Consider the following 15,682-nt stretch of genomic DNA (forward strand, 5'->3'; position numbering starts at 1 on the left):
GTCATGAATTAGTCCCGGCTCTTTTGCCAAATCCGCACCGCAACCACCAGTGACCAAATGAACGCAGCCAGCGCAAATAACAGAATGAGGATCTCGAACCGGCGCGGCAGGCCCAGACCCGACACGATCACCGGCGCAAAGATCGACAGCAAAGCGGCCCCCGCAATGACGAGGGCCGCGATACGGCCCTGCCGGGCCAGTTTTGGATCCAGAGGTGCGCTCACGGGTTAATAGACATCCCCGCCTTCGACCCGCTTGGAAAACTCTGTCTCGCCACCGCTGGCCAGGATCTTGGCCTGGTCGATCCAGTTGTCGCGCGTCACGCGGCCCTTGAAGCCGACAAGGTTGGCATTGACCCACGCCACCTCGTCCGGTGTCCAATTGGCGATCTGGTCGAAATGGTAGAACCCCATATCGTTGCAGAGCGCTTCAAGCTTGGGTCCGATCCCCTTGATTTCCTTGAGGTTGTCGGCCTGACCACCACGTGGGCCGTCCAGAGCGGCAGGCTTGGTGCCTTCGCCTGTTCCTTCGAGTTTGCCATCGCCGTCATAATCGGGTGTGGCTGTGGCCGCAGGGGCCGGATCGGGTTTGGCAGCGGCCTTTTTCTTGGGCGCGGCTTTTTTGGCGGGGGCAGGTTTCGCGTCGGCTTCGGCGGCCTTGGCCGTGTCTGCCTTGGCTGGAGCGGCTTTGGCCGCGGGGGCCTTGGCTGCCGGTTTGGATGCGGGTTTGGCCGCATCGCCTTCGTATTTCCACGTGCCCTTGCGCGAGGCCAGTTCCGCCTCACCCGCGAGAGCGGCACTTGGGTTGATGCCACCGGCAACAGTGGGTGCCGCAGGGACGCTGACCGGCTCTGCCTGGCCTGCGGGCGTCGCCGCTGCCGCTGCTTCGGCAGAGCGTGCCGCTGCTGCGACGCGCGCCTCTTCGGCCTTGGCGGTCGTGGCGTCCACCTGCCCCACGGAGGCAGATCCCGCAGCCGGCAGTGTGCGGCACATCACGAGGTTCAGCAGCAGACCCGCAACCCCGAAGACAACCGCGCCCATGAATACGCCTTGCATGAACGACCAATCGCCCAAGACCCACAAAAGCACAGCGGCCAGAAATCCGCCCAGTGCTGCCACCAGCCAGCACCCGATGGCGCAGCTGATCATCCCTTGATTGTTGTCCATACGACTCCCTCTCCCGTTTTGAGGTTACTTTTTATAGATACCCTCTTTTTTTGCACGTTGGGAAAATTCTGTCTCTGCACCCGAAGCGAGCGCCTGCGCCTGCGTGACCCAATTGTCACGGCTGGCGCGCCCCTTGAAGCCCGCGAGGTTCTGATCCACCCACGCCAATTCGTCCGCTGTCCACGCCGCAACCTGGTCGAAATGGTAAAACCCAAGGCTGTGCAGCAGCTTTTCCAGCTTGGGGCCGACACCCTTGATCATCTTGAGATTGTCGGGGCCGCCGTCGCGGGCCGCGTCCAGCGTGGCGGGCTTGGTGCCCGGCGCCTCCGCTGCGGCGGGCGGTTCAGACGGTTCCGGCTTGCCCTTCGCTTCGGCAACGCTCGGCACGTTCTGACGGCTGGTGACGCCCTTGGCCGGTGTGTCGGCGGCTTTCTTCGCCTTGCCTTTCGGTGCTTCTGCCTTGTTCGCGGATTTATCGCGCCACGGTGCGATCAGCGGCACTTCGGTGCCGTCGATCCGTTTTACCGTGTCGCCGATATCCGTCGCCAGCTGCACCGAGGCATTGTATTTCGTGTGCCCGCTGTCGAAATCCTTGAGGGTCGTGAGGCCCGAGAGCGGTTCGGCGGCGTAGCGTCCGTTTTGCGGACCGGGTGTCGGCACGTCGCCGCGGCCCAGCTCATCAATGATCTCACCCATGCGCGCCGCTGTCAGATCCTCGTAATAGTCCTTGCCGATCTGCGCCATGGGCGCATTGGCACAGGAGCCGAGGCATTCAACCTCTTCCCAGCTGAACTTGCCATCCGCGGAGAGTTGATGCGCCTTGGGCGCGATCTTGTCCTTGCACACGGCCACAAGATCTTCGGCCCCGCAGATCATGCAGGACGTGGTGCCGCACACCTGGATATGCGCAACGGAACCAACAGGTTGCAGCTGGAACATGAAGTAGAACGACGCCACCTCGAGCGCGCGGATATAGGCCATGTCCAGCATGTCTGCGACCGTTTCGATCGCCGGGCGGGTCAACCACCCTTCTTGTTCCTGCGCGCGCCAGAGCAGCGGGATGATCGCGGAGGCCTGACGTCCCTCGGGGTATTTGGTGATCTGCGCCTCGGCCCAGGCCAGATTGGCGTCGGTGAAGGCGAAGATGTCGGGTTGTTCTGCGTGAAGGCGGCGGAGCATGGTGTGATCCCTCGGTCTGGGTGGAGACTGCGGGAGCCTCCGGCGGGAGTTTACTTGGCGAGATGAAGGTGAATCACCCCGTCACGATTTACAGGCGGGCGGGAGCAGCAGCAACGTCTCCTCATCCGCGGCGAAAGTGGCGATCCCCTCGGCCATCATCTCGCGGCTGAGGCGAATGGCCGTCGGGCGATCAATGCCAAGCTGGGGCATCTGCACGTTGGCCTGCGCCGTGGTTATCATGCAGCCATTGGCCTGCATCGCCTTGATCAGCGCGGCCTTGGCGTCATCGGCTTGGGCCGTGAGAGGCGCGCACGCGACAAGGAGTGATGCGGCAAAAAGGCGGTTCGGGTATGCGATCATTGGACCCTCCGGCGTTGGGCGAAGAAGTAGAGGCTGGCGAGGCCCGCCAGAACACCCACCGCAACATGCGGCCAAGGTGCTGCGTTCCAGTAAAGCAGCCCGTCAAACAGGCCCAGCCCTGCATAGCCCGCCAGCAGGAAAGCAAGAACCGCAGGGTCTGCATATAGAAAAGCGGCAATCGTCAGCATCCCGAAGAAGAAATACCGACCGCCCATCACAAAGGGGAGCGTCTCAAGCTGGTGATAGGTTCCAGCCAGCGCCGCCTCGGGCGCGGCGAGGAACCAGACGCAGTAGCACAGCAGCACTGCGCCACAGAGCAGTCCCAACCCGCGGATCGCGCGAAACGATATATCTGTTGGTCTCCCCATCACCGTGCGGCTCACATCCCGCGCGCGATCGCGTCAATGAGGTGCGCGGCGCGCCATTGTGATGCAGCGTGCATCAACGGTCGATCTCCCCGAACACCACATCCATGGTGCCGATGATCGCGGCCACATCGGCCAGCTGGTGGCCTTTGGAGATGTGATCCATCGCCTGCAGGTGCAGGAACCCGGGTGCGCGCAGCTTGGCGCGGTAGGGTTTGTTGCTGCCATCGGCCACGAGGTACACGCCGAACTCGCCCTTGGGCGCCTCGACCGCGCAATACACCTCACCCTCGGGTACGTGGAACCCTTCGGTGTAGAGCTTGAAGTGGTGGATCAGCGATTCCATCGACGTTTTCATGTCCGACCGGGACGGCGGCGTCAGTTTGCCCCGCGCCAGCACGTCGCCCGTGGCCTCGCGCAGCTTGGCAATCGCCTGTTTGATGATCGACACCGATTGGCGCATCTCTTCCATGCGGCACAGGTAACGGTCATAGCAATCGCCGTTCTTGCCCACGGGGATCTGGAAATCGAACTCATCATAGCATTCGTAGGGCTGCGCCCGGCGCAGGTCCCAGGCAAAGCCCGACCCGCGCACCATCACGCCGGAAAAGCCATAGAGCTGAATGTCCTCTTCGGTGACGACACCGATATCGGCGTTGCGCTGTTTGAAGATGCGGTTTTCGGTCAGCAGCCCTTCGATATCGTCCAGCACGCCGGGGAAGTGGTGGGCCCATTCCTCGATATCATCGAGCAGCGCGTTGGGCAGGTCCTGATGCACACCGCCGGGGCGGAAATACGCCGCGTGCAGGCGCGCGCCACAGGCGCGTTCATAGAACACCATCAGCTTTTCGCGTTCCTCAAAGCCCCAGGTGAGCGGCGACATCGCGCCCACATCCATGGCCTGCGTGGTGACGTTCAGCAGGTGGTTGAGCACGCGCCCGATCTCACAGTACAGCACGCGGATCAGCGACGCGCGGCGCGGCACCTCGACCCCCGTCAGCTTTTCAATGGCCAGACACCAGGCGTGTTCCTGGTTCATCGGTGCCACATAGTCGAGCCGGTCGAAATAGGGCAGGTTCTGCAGATAGGTCCGGCTTTCCATCAGCTTTTCGGTGCCGCGGTGCAAGAGACCGATATGCGGGTCGCAACGTTCCACCACCTCACCATCCAGTTCCAGCACCAGACGCAACACGCCATGTGCCGCCGGGTGCTGCGGTCCGAAGTTGATGTTGAAGTTCCGGATCTTCTGTTCGCCAGTCAGCGCGTCGTCGAATTTGGAGCCGTCCATCATGATGCCACCATGCTTGTCTGATAGGTTTCCTGCCAACGCACCGGCAGGCGTCCCATGCGGGTTTGGATATCGTCGTATTGCGGGCGCAGCAGTTGTGCAAGCTGCGTGCGCTCCTGCGGGGTGATTTGTGTGGTTGTGGAGGCGTTGACCTTGCGCGCGGGCCCGGCCAGATCGCCCTCAAGGCCCAGGAAATCCGCAAGCTGTGCCCGGGTTTCTGGGGCAAACAGGTCCTCGAAAAACACGACCCGCCGCTGCGCTTCGGGCACTGCGGCATAAAGGCGCGTCAACGTGCCGGCATAGTCGGAGCGTTGAAGTTCCGGGTTGTCCGCCTGCCCGGACAGGATGTCGTCCATCAATTCGCGCCGCGCCACATTGGCGTCCCGGCCTTGCAGGCTGCGCCGTCCCAGCGTCATTGCGATATTGGACCATAGCCGATCCACCGGGTCGCGCAGGATCATCAGGAACCGCGTCTTGCCCGCGTTGAGCGCCGCCATCCGCGCAAACGCCGCCTCGCTCAGAAGCGCATAGGCAGGCGTGATATCGGCCACAACGCGCGTCTGCGCGCCGATCCGACGCTGCATCAACGCCTCATAGCGGGCGTCGTCCTGATCCTGCGACGCGATCAACCCGATCCAGCGGTCCAGCTCTTCGACCCATGACCGTGCGGCACTGCGGGCATGCGCGGTCTGTGCAACCCCCACCGCCGCACGCTTCTTCTCGCGCACGCGCAACAGCTGATCCACGGTCCACATCGTGGACCCACGCTCGATACTGTCGAAATAATGCACTTCCTTGGAGGGCGGCAGTGCGGCCTGCGGATGCCAGCGAAGCGCCTGTGCCAGCCACGTGGTGCCCGCCTTGGCCGCCCCGATACCGTATAGAAACGCGGCCCCCATGGCTCAGCGTTTCTCCAGATCCTGCAAACGGATCGCCATGAACCACAAAAGCGCAATGGTGCCGACGGGGATGATGCAGATAAAGGCCCAGTACTGGTTGATCCCGAAATGCGGCAGCAGCTTGAACATCGGAATGATGGTCGCCGCCGCAATCAAAAGCCAGATCAACATGTCCATACTCCCGTCTTCCCTTTTGGCATCCGTGCGTCGCCCCTGCGGGCCGAGATCACTTGGCCGCTTCTGCGTCCTTCTTTTCGTCGCCCGGAAGGATGTATTCCGCCCCTTCCCACGGGCTCATGAAATCGAACTGGCGGTACTCCTGCACAAGGCTCACAGGTTCGTAGACCACCCGTTTCTCCACCTCGTCATAGCGCACTTCGGTATAGCCCGTGGTCGGGAAATCCTTGCGCAGCGGATGCCCGCGGAACCCGTAATCCGTCAGGATACGGCGCAAGTCCGGGTGGCCGGAGAACAGCAGGCCGAACATGTCGAACACCTCGCGCTCGAACCAGTCGGCGGAGGGGTGCGTGGGCGTGATCGACGGCACCATGTCCTCTTCGCGCACAGAGACCCGCAGGCGAATGCGCTGGTTCTGATACATGCTCAGCAGGTGGTAGACCACGTCGAACCGTTTGGCCCGACCGGGATAATCCACACCCGTGATGTCCACGAGGGTCGAGAACTTGCAGGTGTTGTCAGTCTTCAGGAACTCGACAAAGCCGGTGAGGCTGGCGGGTGCCACATCGACGTTCAGCTCGTCATGGGTCACATCCCACGCCAGCACGCAATCGGGGCGTTTCGCTTCGAGATAGGTGCCAAGTTCGGTCAGGGCTTCGGTCATGATTACTCCTTCGCGGGCGCGATCAGCGCACGATCGTCCCGGTGCGGCGGATTTTGCGTTGCAGCTGCATGATGCCGTAAACCAGCGCCTCTGCCGTGGGGGGGCAGCCGGGCACATACACGTCCACCGGCACGATGCGGTCACAGCCGCGTACCACCGAATAGCTGTAGTGATAGTAGCCGCCGCCATTCGCGCAAGAGCCCATCGAAATCACGTATCGCGGCTCGGGCATCTGGTCATAGACCTTGCGCAGGGCCGGTGCCATCTTGTTGGTCAGCGTACCGGCCACGATCATCAGGTCCGACTGGCGCGGGGACGCGCGTGGTGCTGTGCCGAACCGTTCCAGGTCATAGCGCGGGGTCGAGGCGTGCATCATCTCGACCGCGCAGCACGCCAGGCCAAACGTCATCCAGTGCAGCGAACCGGTGCGCGCCCAGTTGATGATGTCATCGGTCGACGTGAGCAAGAAGCCCTTGTCTTGCAATTCGCGGTTCAGCTCCTGGGTGGCGACCTCTTTGTCGGCCCCTGCCCTCATCACGCCCGTCGCAGTGCTCATTGCTGGAAAAGCCTCCATTTCAAGCTGGCTAAAGTGCTTGCCCGTGGTGGGTATGACGCGGCGCAGCGCAGGTCAAGTCGCCAGAGCCATCTGTGACCATCTGCCCGGCGTGTTTCAGGTCACATCCGTTAACGTTTTGGGAGCAAAGGGTGCGCTATGGTGCACTGCGTCCAACCGGAGGATGGGGAGCCGATGATGGACAAGGTGTTGCATGAGGTCGCGGACCGCGCCGTGCCGCAACGGGTGTTTCGCCTGCTGCTGGCCATGGGCGTTTGCGCGGTGACCGCGATCATCATCCTCGCCAACTGGATGACACGCTCCATCGACGACATTGCCGCCGACCACACCGCCCGCCTGATTGACGTCGCCCTGCGGGCCGAGCAGGACAGCATGGCCCTGCTGACCGCGGACTATACCGATTGGGAATTGGGGTTCGATATCGTGCAATCGCGGTCGCAAGAGGCCGTGCATGACAACATCGGGTCCGGCGCGACGGAATCCGGGTTCTTTGACGAAATCATGATCTGGTCCGGGGACACGACCCCGCTTTTTGCATACCGGCGGGACCATTTTGAAAGCGATCTGGACGCAGTAAGGGGCACGGTCGCCGCGCCGTTTCTGGCGGCCGTGCGCGCCACCGATCCCGCCGAGCGAGAGGTGGTTTCAGGCGCGGCGCGCGATGGCAATGATGTGCTTCTGGTGACGGCGGCGCGCTTCCTGCCCGACGATCTCGACGGATATGCGCCGGATGCATTCCCCGTCATGGTGGCCATACGCATCGTGGACCGCCCCTTTCTGGTGCGGCTGTGCGACCGGCTGCTGCTGCACAACATCACCTTTGGCAGTGAGAGTGACACTGCACAGGCATCCGTCACGCTCTACGGTCTCGACGACGCACCGGTCGCCACCTTGCGGGCGCAATTCGATCCGCCAGGCACGATGCTCATGTCCCGGTCGCTGGTCGTGGTGCTGGCGCTGTCGGGCCTTCTTGCCTTGGGCAGCCTGATCGTCGGGCGTGTCACATCACAGCAAACACATGCTTATCTGCAAGAACACATGCAGGCGCGGACCGATCCGCTGACCGGTCTGATCAACCGCGCCGGTCTGGACGAGTTGGTGCAATCGGACGAGGTGCGCCGCCGGTTTGCCGCCGGGCACGCGGCGGTGCTCTACCTCGACCTCAACAAGTTCAAGGCGCTCAACGACGCACACGGCCACGATGCCGGCGACAAGGCGTTGCGCAAACTGGCACAACGCTTGCAGGACGCGGTGCGGCGACGCGATGCGGTCGCACGGCTCGGCGGGGACGAATTCGCACTGCTTCTGTTTGACGCGCGCGCCGATGAGGCGGCGCGGCGCGTGTGCCATCGCCTTCAGACGGCTGCGGATCAGCCGGTCGATCTTGGTCAAGGGGTGCGGGTGCGGCTGGTGTCGTCCATCGGCGTCGCGATCGCAGAGCCCGGCGCAAACTGGAACACGTTGCTCATGCGCGCGGACGCTGCGATGTACCGTTCAAAACGTGCGGGATACGGCCAGCCGGTGTTCTACGATCCCAGCCGTGCCGACGACGACGGCCCAATGACAACGACAGATCCGGTGCTTCTGTAGGGATATTGTTGAGAACGCGTGGCTCACTGCCACTCAAGCGCGCCCTTTTTCCATTCATAGGCAAACCCGATGGTCAGCACGCCAAGGAACACCATCATCGACCAGAAGCCGACCATGCTGATGTCCTGGAACGCGACCGCCCACGGGAAAAGGAACGCAATTTCGAGGTCGAAGATGATGAACAGGATCGACACGAGGTAGAACCGCACATCAAACTTCATCCGCGCATCGTCAAACGCGTTAAAGCCGCATTCATAGGCCGACACTTTTTCCGGATCCGGATTGCGCACCGCAAGCACCACCGCCGCGAGGATCAGCACCAGCCCAAGACCGATGGCAACAGCCAGAAACACAAGAATGGGGAGGTATTCCCGCAGCATGTCTTCCATTGTCGGTCTCCTGTGCGCGGCGCATCTGCGCCTGGTGTGTGTCGCAGTGGGTTTACGCGGCACGCGCGGCAGCGTCAACAAACGCCCCGTTCAAATTCACAGATTTCACCGGGTGAAATCGCCGCAGATCGGTCCGCCTAGCGCGCGCCTCCGCGGGACCAGTCCGCCAGCGTCAGCCCATCGGCGCCGCGCACGACATTGACCCGTAGCGGCGTCGCAGGCCGTTCCGGCAAATCCACGGTCAAGTCGGCCTCGGTCTTGCCCGCATTGGCCACCGACTGCGCCACCTCCGGCAGCGCCATGAGCGCGCGATGCCCCAGGCCCAGCTCCGTTTCCATGGCGCTGTTGGCAAACACAAGTTCGCCCTGATCATTGTGCACCGTGAACGCCTTGCCGCGCAGCCCGCTGAGCGCCGCCAGCACGGCGTCATTTTCCGCCAGCGCCGCACTTAGCGCCTTTTGTTCAAAGCGTAGCAACTGGCGGTCGATCTTGCTTTCGGCGAGATCCGCGGCCAGCGTCAGATATTCCGCCTCACTGTCGCGCCAGATCCGCGGCGACATATTGATGGCACAGAGCGCCCCCACGATCCCGGAATCCTCGCGCCGCAGCGGCACACCAAGATAGGCGCCGATGCCGAAATGCGCCACTGCGGGCAACCTGCTCAGCTCGGGGTCACGGCGGATATCCGGCAGGCGCAACACCCGCCCCGACGCAACCGTGCGCCCGCAAACGGTGTCGCTGGTGCGCGACATCCGCGCCTCGACCGTGTCGGGCGCGGACGAATGCCCCATCGACAAAAGCACATCCTCATGGACGATACTGACCAGCGCCAAATCGCAGTTCAGCCTCGCGGCAACCGATTCCGCCAGCGCGTCAAATTCAGGCAAGCTGCTGAAATTATGAGAAAAGTCCTGCATTCTATGATCCTGCACCACTGTATAACCCCACGCCAATTGGGGGCCGGAAACAACGCCGTACAGCAGACGCAATAGACTGCTTTTTCCTCTCGTAACCGAACCAGACTTACCCAGCGTCACCTTTACCTTAATGCAGGACCGCGCAGTTCCAAACTAAAATAGCAAAATGTCCGATGCACCGCTGCCCCGGCGCAACGCATGGATCGCGGCCAGGTCCGGGTCCGCAATCCACGCATCCGCCGCCGCAGCGTCCGGAAACCGCAAGAGCGCCACCATATCCGGCAGGATCGGTGCGCCATCAATGACCCTCGGTTCGGGCGAGGCATGCACAACCTCGCCACCGTGACGCGCCAGCGCCTCTGCCGCGTGTTCGCGGTATTGGCCAAGTTTCTCGGGATCGGTGATGCGTAGCATCGCAACGGCATATGCAGTCATGGGACTGTCTCCTTGTGTTGATGCCGGAAAACTAGCCTGTCGGCCATTGTGCAAAAATGATTAATCATCGACATATGGGTGTGCGCAAACGATCGGCAGGAAGGCAAGGTATGGATTGGGGTGATCTACGCTATGTGCTCGAAACGGTGCGCCATGGCGGGCTGAGCGGGGCCGCGCGCGAACTGGGCGTTAACCACGCCACCGTTGCACGCCGGATTGCCGCGGCGGAAGCCGCACTTGGCACGCCGCTCTTTGACCGACGCCCCACCGGGTACATCCCGACAGAGGCCGGGCGGGACGCGGCCCGCGCCGCCGAAGGTGTGGAGGCCGAACATGCCGCGCTCAGCCGGTCCATTGCCGCGCGGCAGAGCAGCCTCAGCGGGCCGTTGACCGTGACCGCCCCGCCCTTGCTGATCCAGACCGTGCTGGCCCCGATGCTGCGCGATTTCACCCGCGCCTACCCGGATATCATGCTGAAGGTGCTGGGGGCGAACGCGACGCTGAACCTCGCGCACCGCGAGGCGGACGTGGCCATCCGCATCGCGCATGAACCCGACCCGGATCTGGTAGGGCGGCGCGTCGCATCACAGCAATCGGCCGTCTATGCTCACCGCGATTACGTGGCCCGGATCAAGGCCGAGGCGCGCACCGGGCTGGACTGGCTACGCTTTGTGCATTGGGAGGCGCCGCCGAAACCGGTGCTCGACCGGTATCCCGACACCCGTGTTGCCATGTATCTCGATGACATGATCGCCATGCAGGGGATCTTGCGCATGGGGCTTGGGGCCACGCGGATGGTCTGTTTCCTTGGCGACCACGATCCTGATCTTGCCCGCGTGCCGGACCTGCCGCTGATGCCCTATGCGCCCATTTGGGTGCTGACCCATGCGGATCTGCGGCATGTGCCGCGCATTGCCGTCTTTACCCGGTACATGTCCGACGCGCTACGGGCAGGCAGCGCGGCTTTTGGGGGCGAAGCGCCCTAGGACGCGGGCACAACCCAATCCGCGGGGCGTTTGTCAAAGAAGGCGGCGATGCCTTTGCCCGCCTCGTCGGTTTCCCACTGCGCCCGCAGGGCCGCAACGGATCGGTCGACCTGCGCCGCCGTGACGCCACCGCCCAGATCAAGCGCCAGCGCCTTGGCCGCCGCAACCGCCCCCGGTGCGCAAGCAAGATACGGCGCCACCTCTGCCTCGACCAGCGCGTCGAGCTCGTCCGCCGGCGCCACCTGCGCCAGCAGGCCCAGCCGCACCGCCTCGGCGCCGTCAAACACACGGCCCGACATGAACACCCGGCGCGCACGCCCCTCGCCCATGCGCGCAATCACATAGGGACCGATGGTGGCCGGGATCAGGCCCAGCCGCGTTTCGGTCAGCGCCATCTTGATGCCTTGGGCCCCAAGCGCCACGTCGCAGACCGCCGCCATCCCGACACCGCCGCCAAACGCGTTGCCATGCACCACCCCGATCAGCGGTTTGGGCATGGTGTTCAGCGCCCAGAGCATGTCGGCCAGCCGCCGCGCCTCCCGCTCGCGCCCGGCCCCGTCTGCGGCCATCTGCGCCTGCATCCAGTTCAGGTCCCCGCCCGCGCAGAAACTGCGCCCGGCACCGCGCAACACGACAACGCGCACCGCCGCATCGTCGCCGAGGGTGCGCGCGGCTTGGGTCAACGCATCCATGGTCGCGGCATCCAGCGCATTGTGCTTGTCCGCGCGGGTGATGGTCAAGGTCGCAACACCGCGTGCATCAATGCTGATCTCGACGGTGCTCATGCCCCCTGCTCCACCAGATCACGGGCAAAGCGGGCGGCAGCCGCCACCTTGTCGAGGTCGAGACCCGTGGCATAGCCCAGCCGTTCAAAGTGGGCCGCAACCGCTTCGGTTGCGACATTGCCCGCCGCACCCGGCGCATAAGGACAGCCGCCCAGCCCCCCCACGGACGCATCGAAAATCCGCACCCCAAGGCTGAGCGAGGCATCGATATTGTCGAGCGCGTGGCCATCCGTGTCATGGTAATGCCCGGCCAGACGCCCCACCGGCACCACGTCCCGCACCGCCAGTAACATGCGCGCGATCCCGTCCGGCGTGGCCCGTCCCAGCGTATCGCCCAGCGATATTTCATGACAGCCCATGGCAAAGAGCCGGTCCGCCACCCGCGCCACGGCCCCCGGATCCACCGCCCCGTCATAGGGGCAGTCCACCACGCAGGACACGTATCCGCGCACCGGCAGGTCGATGGCGCGCGCAGCCTCTATCACGGGTGCAAACTGCTCCAGTGCTGCGTCCACGCTTGCGTTCATGTTGGCGCGCGAAAACCCTTCGCTGGCACTGCCGAACACCGCGACCTCATCGGCGCCAGCAGCACGCGCATCCTCGAACCCGCGCATATTGGGGGTCAGTGCTGCGTAGCGCAGCCCCGGTTTGCGCGTGATCCCGGCCAGCACATCCGCGCTGCCCGCCATCTGCGGCACCCACTTTGGGCTGACAAAGCTCGCGCATTCGATCCGGGCAAAGCCCGCATCGCTCAGCATATCGGTCAACCGCACCTTGTCCGCGACGGAGATATCCCCCGGCTCATTCTGCAACCCGTCGCGCGGGCCCACCTCATAGATTTCAACCGTGCCCTGCATCAAACCTCCCACGCGGGATAGAACTCCCGCTGATAAAGCCGTGTGTCCGCGTCCGGCAGGCTCGCGATGAAACCGAGCCGTTCGGTGATGCGCGCATACCAGCGCGCGGTTTCGGGATGATCGTCCAGCGTCGCAAAGTGCCGCGCCATATAAACCGCCTGCCCCACCGAGATGTCCGCAGCGGAAAACCCGGATGTCAGCAGGTAGTCGCGATTTTCGACCGGCGTGGACAGCCGCGCTTCGATCGCGTCATAGCATTTGCGCACCCGCGCCGCCTCCAGCTTCATCACGATGGGGCTGCGCATCGCATCATCATAAAGCGCGACATGCTGCTGCGTCAGCGCGGCGGCGTGCTGGCTGATGGTTTCGGCGAAATGCACCCAGACAAGCCATGCCATACGGTCCGGATTGCCCGGTTGGCGACCCAACCGGTCGGGGCTGTGGCGTTCGCACAGATATTCGGTGATGGCCCCGGTTTCGAACATCCGCTCGCCCTCGATCTCGAGCGCGGGCACGCGGCCGGCGGGGCTGAGCGACAGGTATTCGGGGCGGCGCAGGGATTTGTCGAACGGGTGGATTGCCACGCGAAACGGGACATCCAGTTCATTGAGCAGCCACAGGGTCCGCATCGACCGCGTCTGGGGGCAGTGGTGCAGCGTGATCATCATGCGCCTCCTACAGGAACCATCGGCCCGTTTCGGTATATTGCCAGACCCACCCCGCCAGTATCGCCGCAAAGGGCGCGCACCAGATGAACCGCGCGACGCCGCGCCGACGCGGGTGCGGCGGGTCTGCGAGACCGCCCCGCCACCATCGGCGCACGCCCGAAAAAATGGCCACGATCAGCCCCTGCCCCACCAGCTGGATCAGGAGGAGCGGCAGAAACAGGAGTGCGATGGCTGAGACCAGTGGAAATGACACACCGATCATGAGGCCAAGGACGGTGTAGATCAGAACAAACGCCAGTTCGACGATGTGCACCTGTCCGTCCAGCACCCTCATTCCGCATCGCCACCCTCTTCCAACCGGATGAGGGCCGCGCCCGCCGTCACCTGATCACCGCCCGCGACCAGCACTTCGGCCACGACGCCGTCGCGCGGTGCGGTGAGGCTGTGTTCCATCTTCATCGCCTCCAGAATGGCCAGACGGTCGCCTTTGGCGACGGACGCGCCTGCGCCCACGAACACGTCGCGAACAAGGCCCGGCATGGGCGCTTCGATCACATTGGCGTTGGCACCACTCTGGTCCTGCGTCGCCAACAGGTCAACCGCGTCGAACCGGATGCCATATTGATCGAACACTGTCACATTTGGCCCGTGTTGCACGGCGCGGGGCAGCGGGCCCTGCGCGCCCCACCAGCGGCCATCGCGATAGGTGATGTCGTGGGGTGTCTCTCCGACGGTCCACTTCTGCTCCGTGTCGCTCAGCACCTCGACCAGCGGATCAAGCCGCGTCTCGCCTTGCGCCAGCGGCACCGTGCGCCGCAGCGGCGCCCACAAGGCGAACCCCATTTGCGGGCGTGGGTCGTTCAGCCCCGCCACAGTCATCGCCGCGGCAATCACGTGCAGCGCCGATTGCTCCGGCGGCGCGGTCAGCGCCTCGAGATCCCGCGCGATCAACCCTGTGTCCACATCCCCTGCGGCAAAGCCATCATGCGCCGCAAGCGCACCCAGAAAGGCCAGGTTTGTCACCGTGCCCGCCACTTCGGTCTGCGCCAGCGCCTGCCCCAGCTGTTTCAGCGCCACGGCACGGGTGGGACCGTGCACAATCAGCTTAGCGATCATCGGGTCGTAATGCGGGCTGATGGTGTCGCCTGCCCGCACGCCGCTGTCGGCACGCGCCGCATCCGGAAAGGCCAGATGATCCAGCGTGCCCGTCGCAGGCAGGAACCCCGCGGACACGTCTTCGGCATAAAGCCGCGCCTCAAAGGCGTGGCCTGTGATCGACAGATCCTCCTGCGCCATGGGCAGGCCTTCTCCGGCGGCCACCCGCAATTGCCATTCCACCAGATCAACACCGGTGATGGCCTCGGTCAGGGGGTGTTCGACCTGTAGCCTTGTGTTCATCTCCATAAAGTAGAAGCCGTCGGCGCGCAGGTCGCCGGTGCCGTCGACGATGAATTCAACCGTGCCCGCGCCCTTGTAGCCGATGGCTTCGGCCGCGCGCACCGCCGCCGCCCCCATGGCGGTCCGCATGTCGTCCGTCATACCCGGCGCCGGGGCTTCCTCGATCACCTTCTGGTGGCGACGCTGCAGGGAACAATCGCGTTCAAACAGGTGCAGCGCATGTGATCCGTCGCCAAACACCTGCACTTCGATATGGCGCGGTTGGGACACGAATTTCTCGACCAGCACATCCGGGTTGCCAAAGGCGGTTTGCGCTTCGCTCCGGGCGCTGGCCAGTGCGTCGGCAAAGTCGCCGGGCCCCTCGACCAGGCGCATCCCCTTGCCACCGCCGCCCGCCACGGCTTTGATCAAGACCGGAAAGCCCATCTTTTCGGCTTCCGCCGCCAATAGGTCATCATTCTGGTCGGCACCATGATAGCCTGGCACGACAGGCACGCCCGCCTCTATCATCAACGCCTTGGCCGCATCCTTGAGGCCCATCGCCCGGATCGCGTCCGCAGAAGGCCCGATAAAGGTCAGGCCCGCGGCCTCCACCGCCTCGACGAACTCCGGGTTCTCGGACAGAAACCCGTATCCCGGATGGATCGCCTGCGCGCCCGTCTCGAGCGCTGCTGCGATGATCGCATCGCCGCGCAGGTAACTCTTGGCCGGGGCCGCACCGCCGATATGCACCGCAACGTCCGCCATCGCCACATGCTTGGCCCCCGCATCCGCATCGGAATAGACCGCAACGCAGGCCACCCCCATGCCTTGCGCCGTTTCCATGATCCGGCAGGCAATCTCGCCCCGGTTCGCAATCAGGATCTTGTCAAACATGCACAGCCCCCCCGAGACCTGCGATCCTCTTGCCTGATCTGTCGATCTCTGCAACGGTACGGGTACAACTCTGGGTTTGCATATTTAACCCACCTATTTTGAAACGATT

General features: G+C 63.8%; 20 protein-coding genes. 2 read left to right on the forward strand and 18 right to left on the reverse strand.

Annotation, left to right across the window (positions count from 1 at the left end):
- Positions 1-8: 8 nt before the first annotated feature.
- The 10 genes from ACERHN_RS01560 to ACERHN_RS01605 form a co-directional block, all read right to left on the reverse strand.
- Positions 9-224, reverse strand: a complete 216-nt coding sequence (locus ACERHN_RS01560; RefSeq protein WP_415920890.1) for a DUF5337 family protein — start codon at positions 222-224, stop codon at positions 9-11.
- Between the two features lie 3 nt (positions 225-227).
- Positions 228-1,166: a hypothetical protein gene (locus tag ACERHN_RS01565; protein ID WP_415920891.1), complete on the reverse strand. Its 939-nt coding sequence runs from the start codon at positions 1,164-1,166 to the stop codon at positions 228-230.
- Positions 1,167-1,190: 24 nt separating this feature from the next.
- Complete coding sequence (locus tag ACERHN_RS01570) at positions 1,191-2,345, reverse strand: NADH-quinone oxidoreductase subunit E (RefSeq protein WP_415920892.1); 1,155 nt, start codon at positions 2,343-2,345, stop codon at positions 1,191-1,193.
- Positions 2,346-2,426: 81 nt separating this feature from the next.
- Complete coding sequence (locus ACERHN_RS01575; RefSeq protein WP_415920893.1) at positions 2,427-2,705, reverse strand: hypothetical protein; 279 nt, start codon at positions 2,703-2,705, stop codon at positions 2,427-2,429.
- Positions 2,702-3,073: a hypothetical protein gene (locus ACERHN_RS01580; protein WP_415920894.1), complete on the reverse strand. Its 372-nt coding sequence runs from the start codon at positions 3,071-3,073 to the stop codon at positions 2,702-2,704. The genes ACERHN_RS01575 and ACERHN_RS01580 overlap by 4 nt, the downstream gene beginning before the upstream one ends.
- A 73-nt stretch (positions 3,074-3,146) precedes the next feature.
- Positions 3,147-4,358: an NADH-quinone oxidoreductase subunit D gene (locus ACERHN_RS01585; RefSeq protein WP_415922783.1), complete on the reverse strand. Its 1,212-nt coding sequence runs from the start codon at positions 4,356-4,358 to the stop codon at positions 3,147-3,149.
- The gene (locus ACERHN_RS01590; protein WP_415920895.1) at positions 4,358-5,257 is read right to left on the reverse strand and encodes a sulfotransferase; all 900 of its coding nucleotides are present in this window, start codon (positions 5,255-5,257) and stop codon (positions 4,358-4,360) included. The genes ACERHN_RS01585 and ACERHN_RS01590 overlap by 1 nt, the downstream gene beginning before the upstream one ends.
- A gap of 3 nt (positions 5,258-5,260) precedes the next feature.
- On the reverse strand, positions 5,261-5,428 hold the full coding sequence (locus tag ACERHN_RS01595; protein WP_415920896.1) for a hypothetical protein: 168 nt from the start codon (positions 5,426-5,428) through the stop codon (positions 5,261-5,263).
- A 55-nt stretch (positions 5,429-5,483) separates the two neighbouring features.
- A complete protein-coding gene (locus ACERHN_RS01600) occupies positions 5,484-6,098 on the reverse strand; it encodes an NADH-quinone oxidoreductase subunit C (RefSeq protein ID WP_415920897.1) in 615 nt (204 codons plus the stop codon).
- A 22-nt stretch (positions 6,099-6,120) separates the two neighbouring features.
- A complete protein-coding gene (locus ACERHN_RS01605; RefSeq protein ID WP_415920898.1) occupies positions 6,121-6,654 on the reverse strand; it encodes a NuoB/complex I 20 kDa subunit family protein in 534 nt (177 codons plus the stop codon).
- A 156-nt stretch (positions 6,655-6,810) separates the two neighbouring features.
- Here ACERHN_RS01605 and ACERHN_RS01610 point away from each other — a divergent pair, with 156 nt between their 5' ends.
- Positions 6,811-8,262: a diguanylate cyclase gene (locus tag ACERHN_RS01610; RefSeq protein WP_415920899.1), complete on the forward strand. Its 1,452-nt coding sequence runs from the start codon at positions 6,811-6,813 to the stop codon at positions 8,260-8,262.
- Between the two features lie 23 nt (positions 8,263-8,285).
- Here the strand turns inward: ACERHN_RS01610 and ACERHN_RS01615 are convergent, their stop codons facing one another.
- The 3 genes from ACERHN_RS01615 to ACERHN_RS01625 all read right to left on the reverse strand — a co-directional run bounded on the left by ACERHN_RS01615 (position 8,286) and on the right by ACERHN_RS01625 (position 10,003).
- Positions 8,286-8,651 (reverse strand): NADH-quinone oxidoreductase subunit A, encoded by a 366-nt coding sequence (locus ACERHN_RS01615; protein ID WP_415920900.1) that lies wholly within the window; start codon positions 8,649-8,651, stop codon positions 8,286-8,288.
- A 137-nt stretch (positions 8,652-8,788) separates the two neighbouring features.
- On the reverse strand, positions 8,789-9,568 hold the full coding sequence (locus ACERHN_RS01620; protein ID WP_415920901.1) for a GAF domain-containing protein: 780 nt from the start codon (positions 9,566-9,568) through the stop codon (positions 8,789-8,791).
- Between the two features lie 153 nt (positions 9,569-9,721).
- Positions 9,722-10,003, reverse strand: coding sequence for a DUF1330 domain-containing protein (locus ACERHN_RS01625; RefSeq protein WP_415920902.1), 282 nt, complete (start codon positions 10,001-10,003; stop codon positions 9,722-9,724).
- A gap of 110 nt (positions 10,004-10,113) precedes the next feature.
- Here ACERHN_RS01625 and ACERHN_RS01630 point away from each other — a divergent pair, with 110 nt between their 5' ends.
- Positions 10,114-10,989, forward strand: a complete 876-nt coding sequence (locus ACERHN_RS01630) for a LysR family transcriptional regulator (RefSeq protein ID WP_415920903.1) — start codon at positions 10,114-10,116, stop codon at positions 10,987-10,989.
- Here the strand turns inward: ACERHN_RS01630 and ACERHN_RS01635 are convergent.
- Genes ACERHN_RS01635 through ACERHN_RS01655 form a run of 5 tightly spaced genes read right to left on the reverse strand, consistent with a single transcriptional unit; the run spans position 10,986 to position 15,573 of the window.
- Positions 10,986-11,774, reverse strand: a complete 789-nt coding sequence (locus ACERHN_RS01635; protein ID WP_415920904.1) for a crotonase/enoyl-CoA hydratase family protein — start codon at positions 11,772-11,774, stop codon at positions 10,986-10,988. The two genes, ACERHN_RS01630 and ACERHN_RS01635, sit on opposite strands and share 4 nt — an antisense overlap.
- The gene (locus ACERHN_RS01640) at positions 11,771-12,631 is read right to left on the reverse strand and encodes a hydroxymethylglutaryl-CoA lyase (protein WP_415920905.1); all 861 of its coding nucleotides are present in this window, start codon (positions 12,629-12,631) and stop codon (positions 11,771-11,773) included. Before ACERHN_RS01640 ends, ACERHN_RS01635 begins: the two co-directional genes overlap by 4 nt.
- Positions 12,631-13,296, reverse strand: a complete 666-nt coding sequence (locus ACERHN_RS01645; protein ID WP_415922784.1) for a glutathione S-transferase family protein — start codon at positions 13,294-13,296, stop codon at positions 12,631-12,633. The genes ACERHN_RS01640 and ACERHN_RS01645 overlap by 1 nt, the downstream gene beginning before the upstream one ends.
- Positions 13,297-13,306: 10 nt before the next feature.
- Complete coding sequence (locus ACERHN_RS01650; protein WP_415920906.1) at positions 13,307-13,633, reverse strand: hypothetical protein; 327 nt, start codon at positions 13,631-13,633, stop codon at positions 13,307-13,309.
- Entirely contained in the window at positions 13,630-15,573 is a 1,944-nt protein-coding gene (locus ACERHN_RS01655; RefSeq protein ID WP_415920907.1) for an acetyl/propionyl/methylcrotonyl-CoA carboxylase subunit alpha, read from the reverse strand. The genes ACERHN_RS01650 and ACERHN_RS01655 overlap by 4 nt, the downstream gene beginning before the upstream one ends.
- Between the last annotated feature and the right edge of the window lie 109 nt (positions 15,574-15,682).

Origin of the sequence: Tateyamaria rhodophyticola (assembly GCF_047777875.1) — a bacterium.
Classification (GTDB): Bacteria; Pseudomonadota; Alphaproteobacteria; order Rhodobacterales; family Rhodobacteraceae; genus Tateyamaria.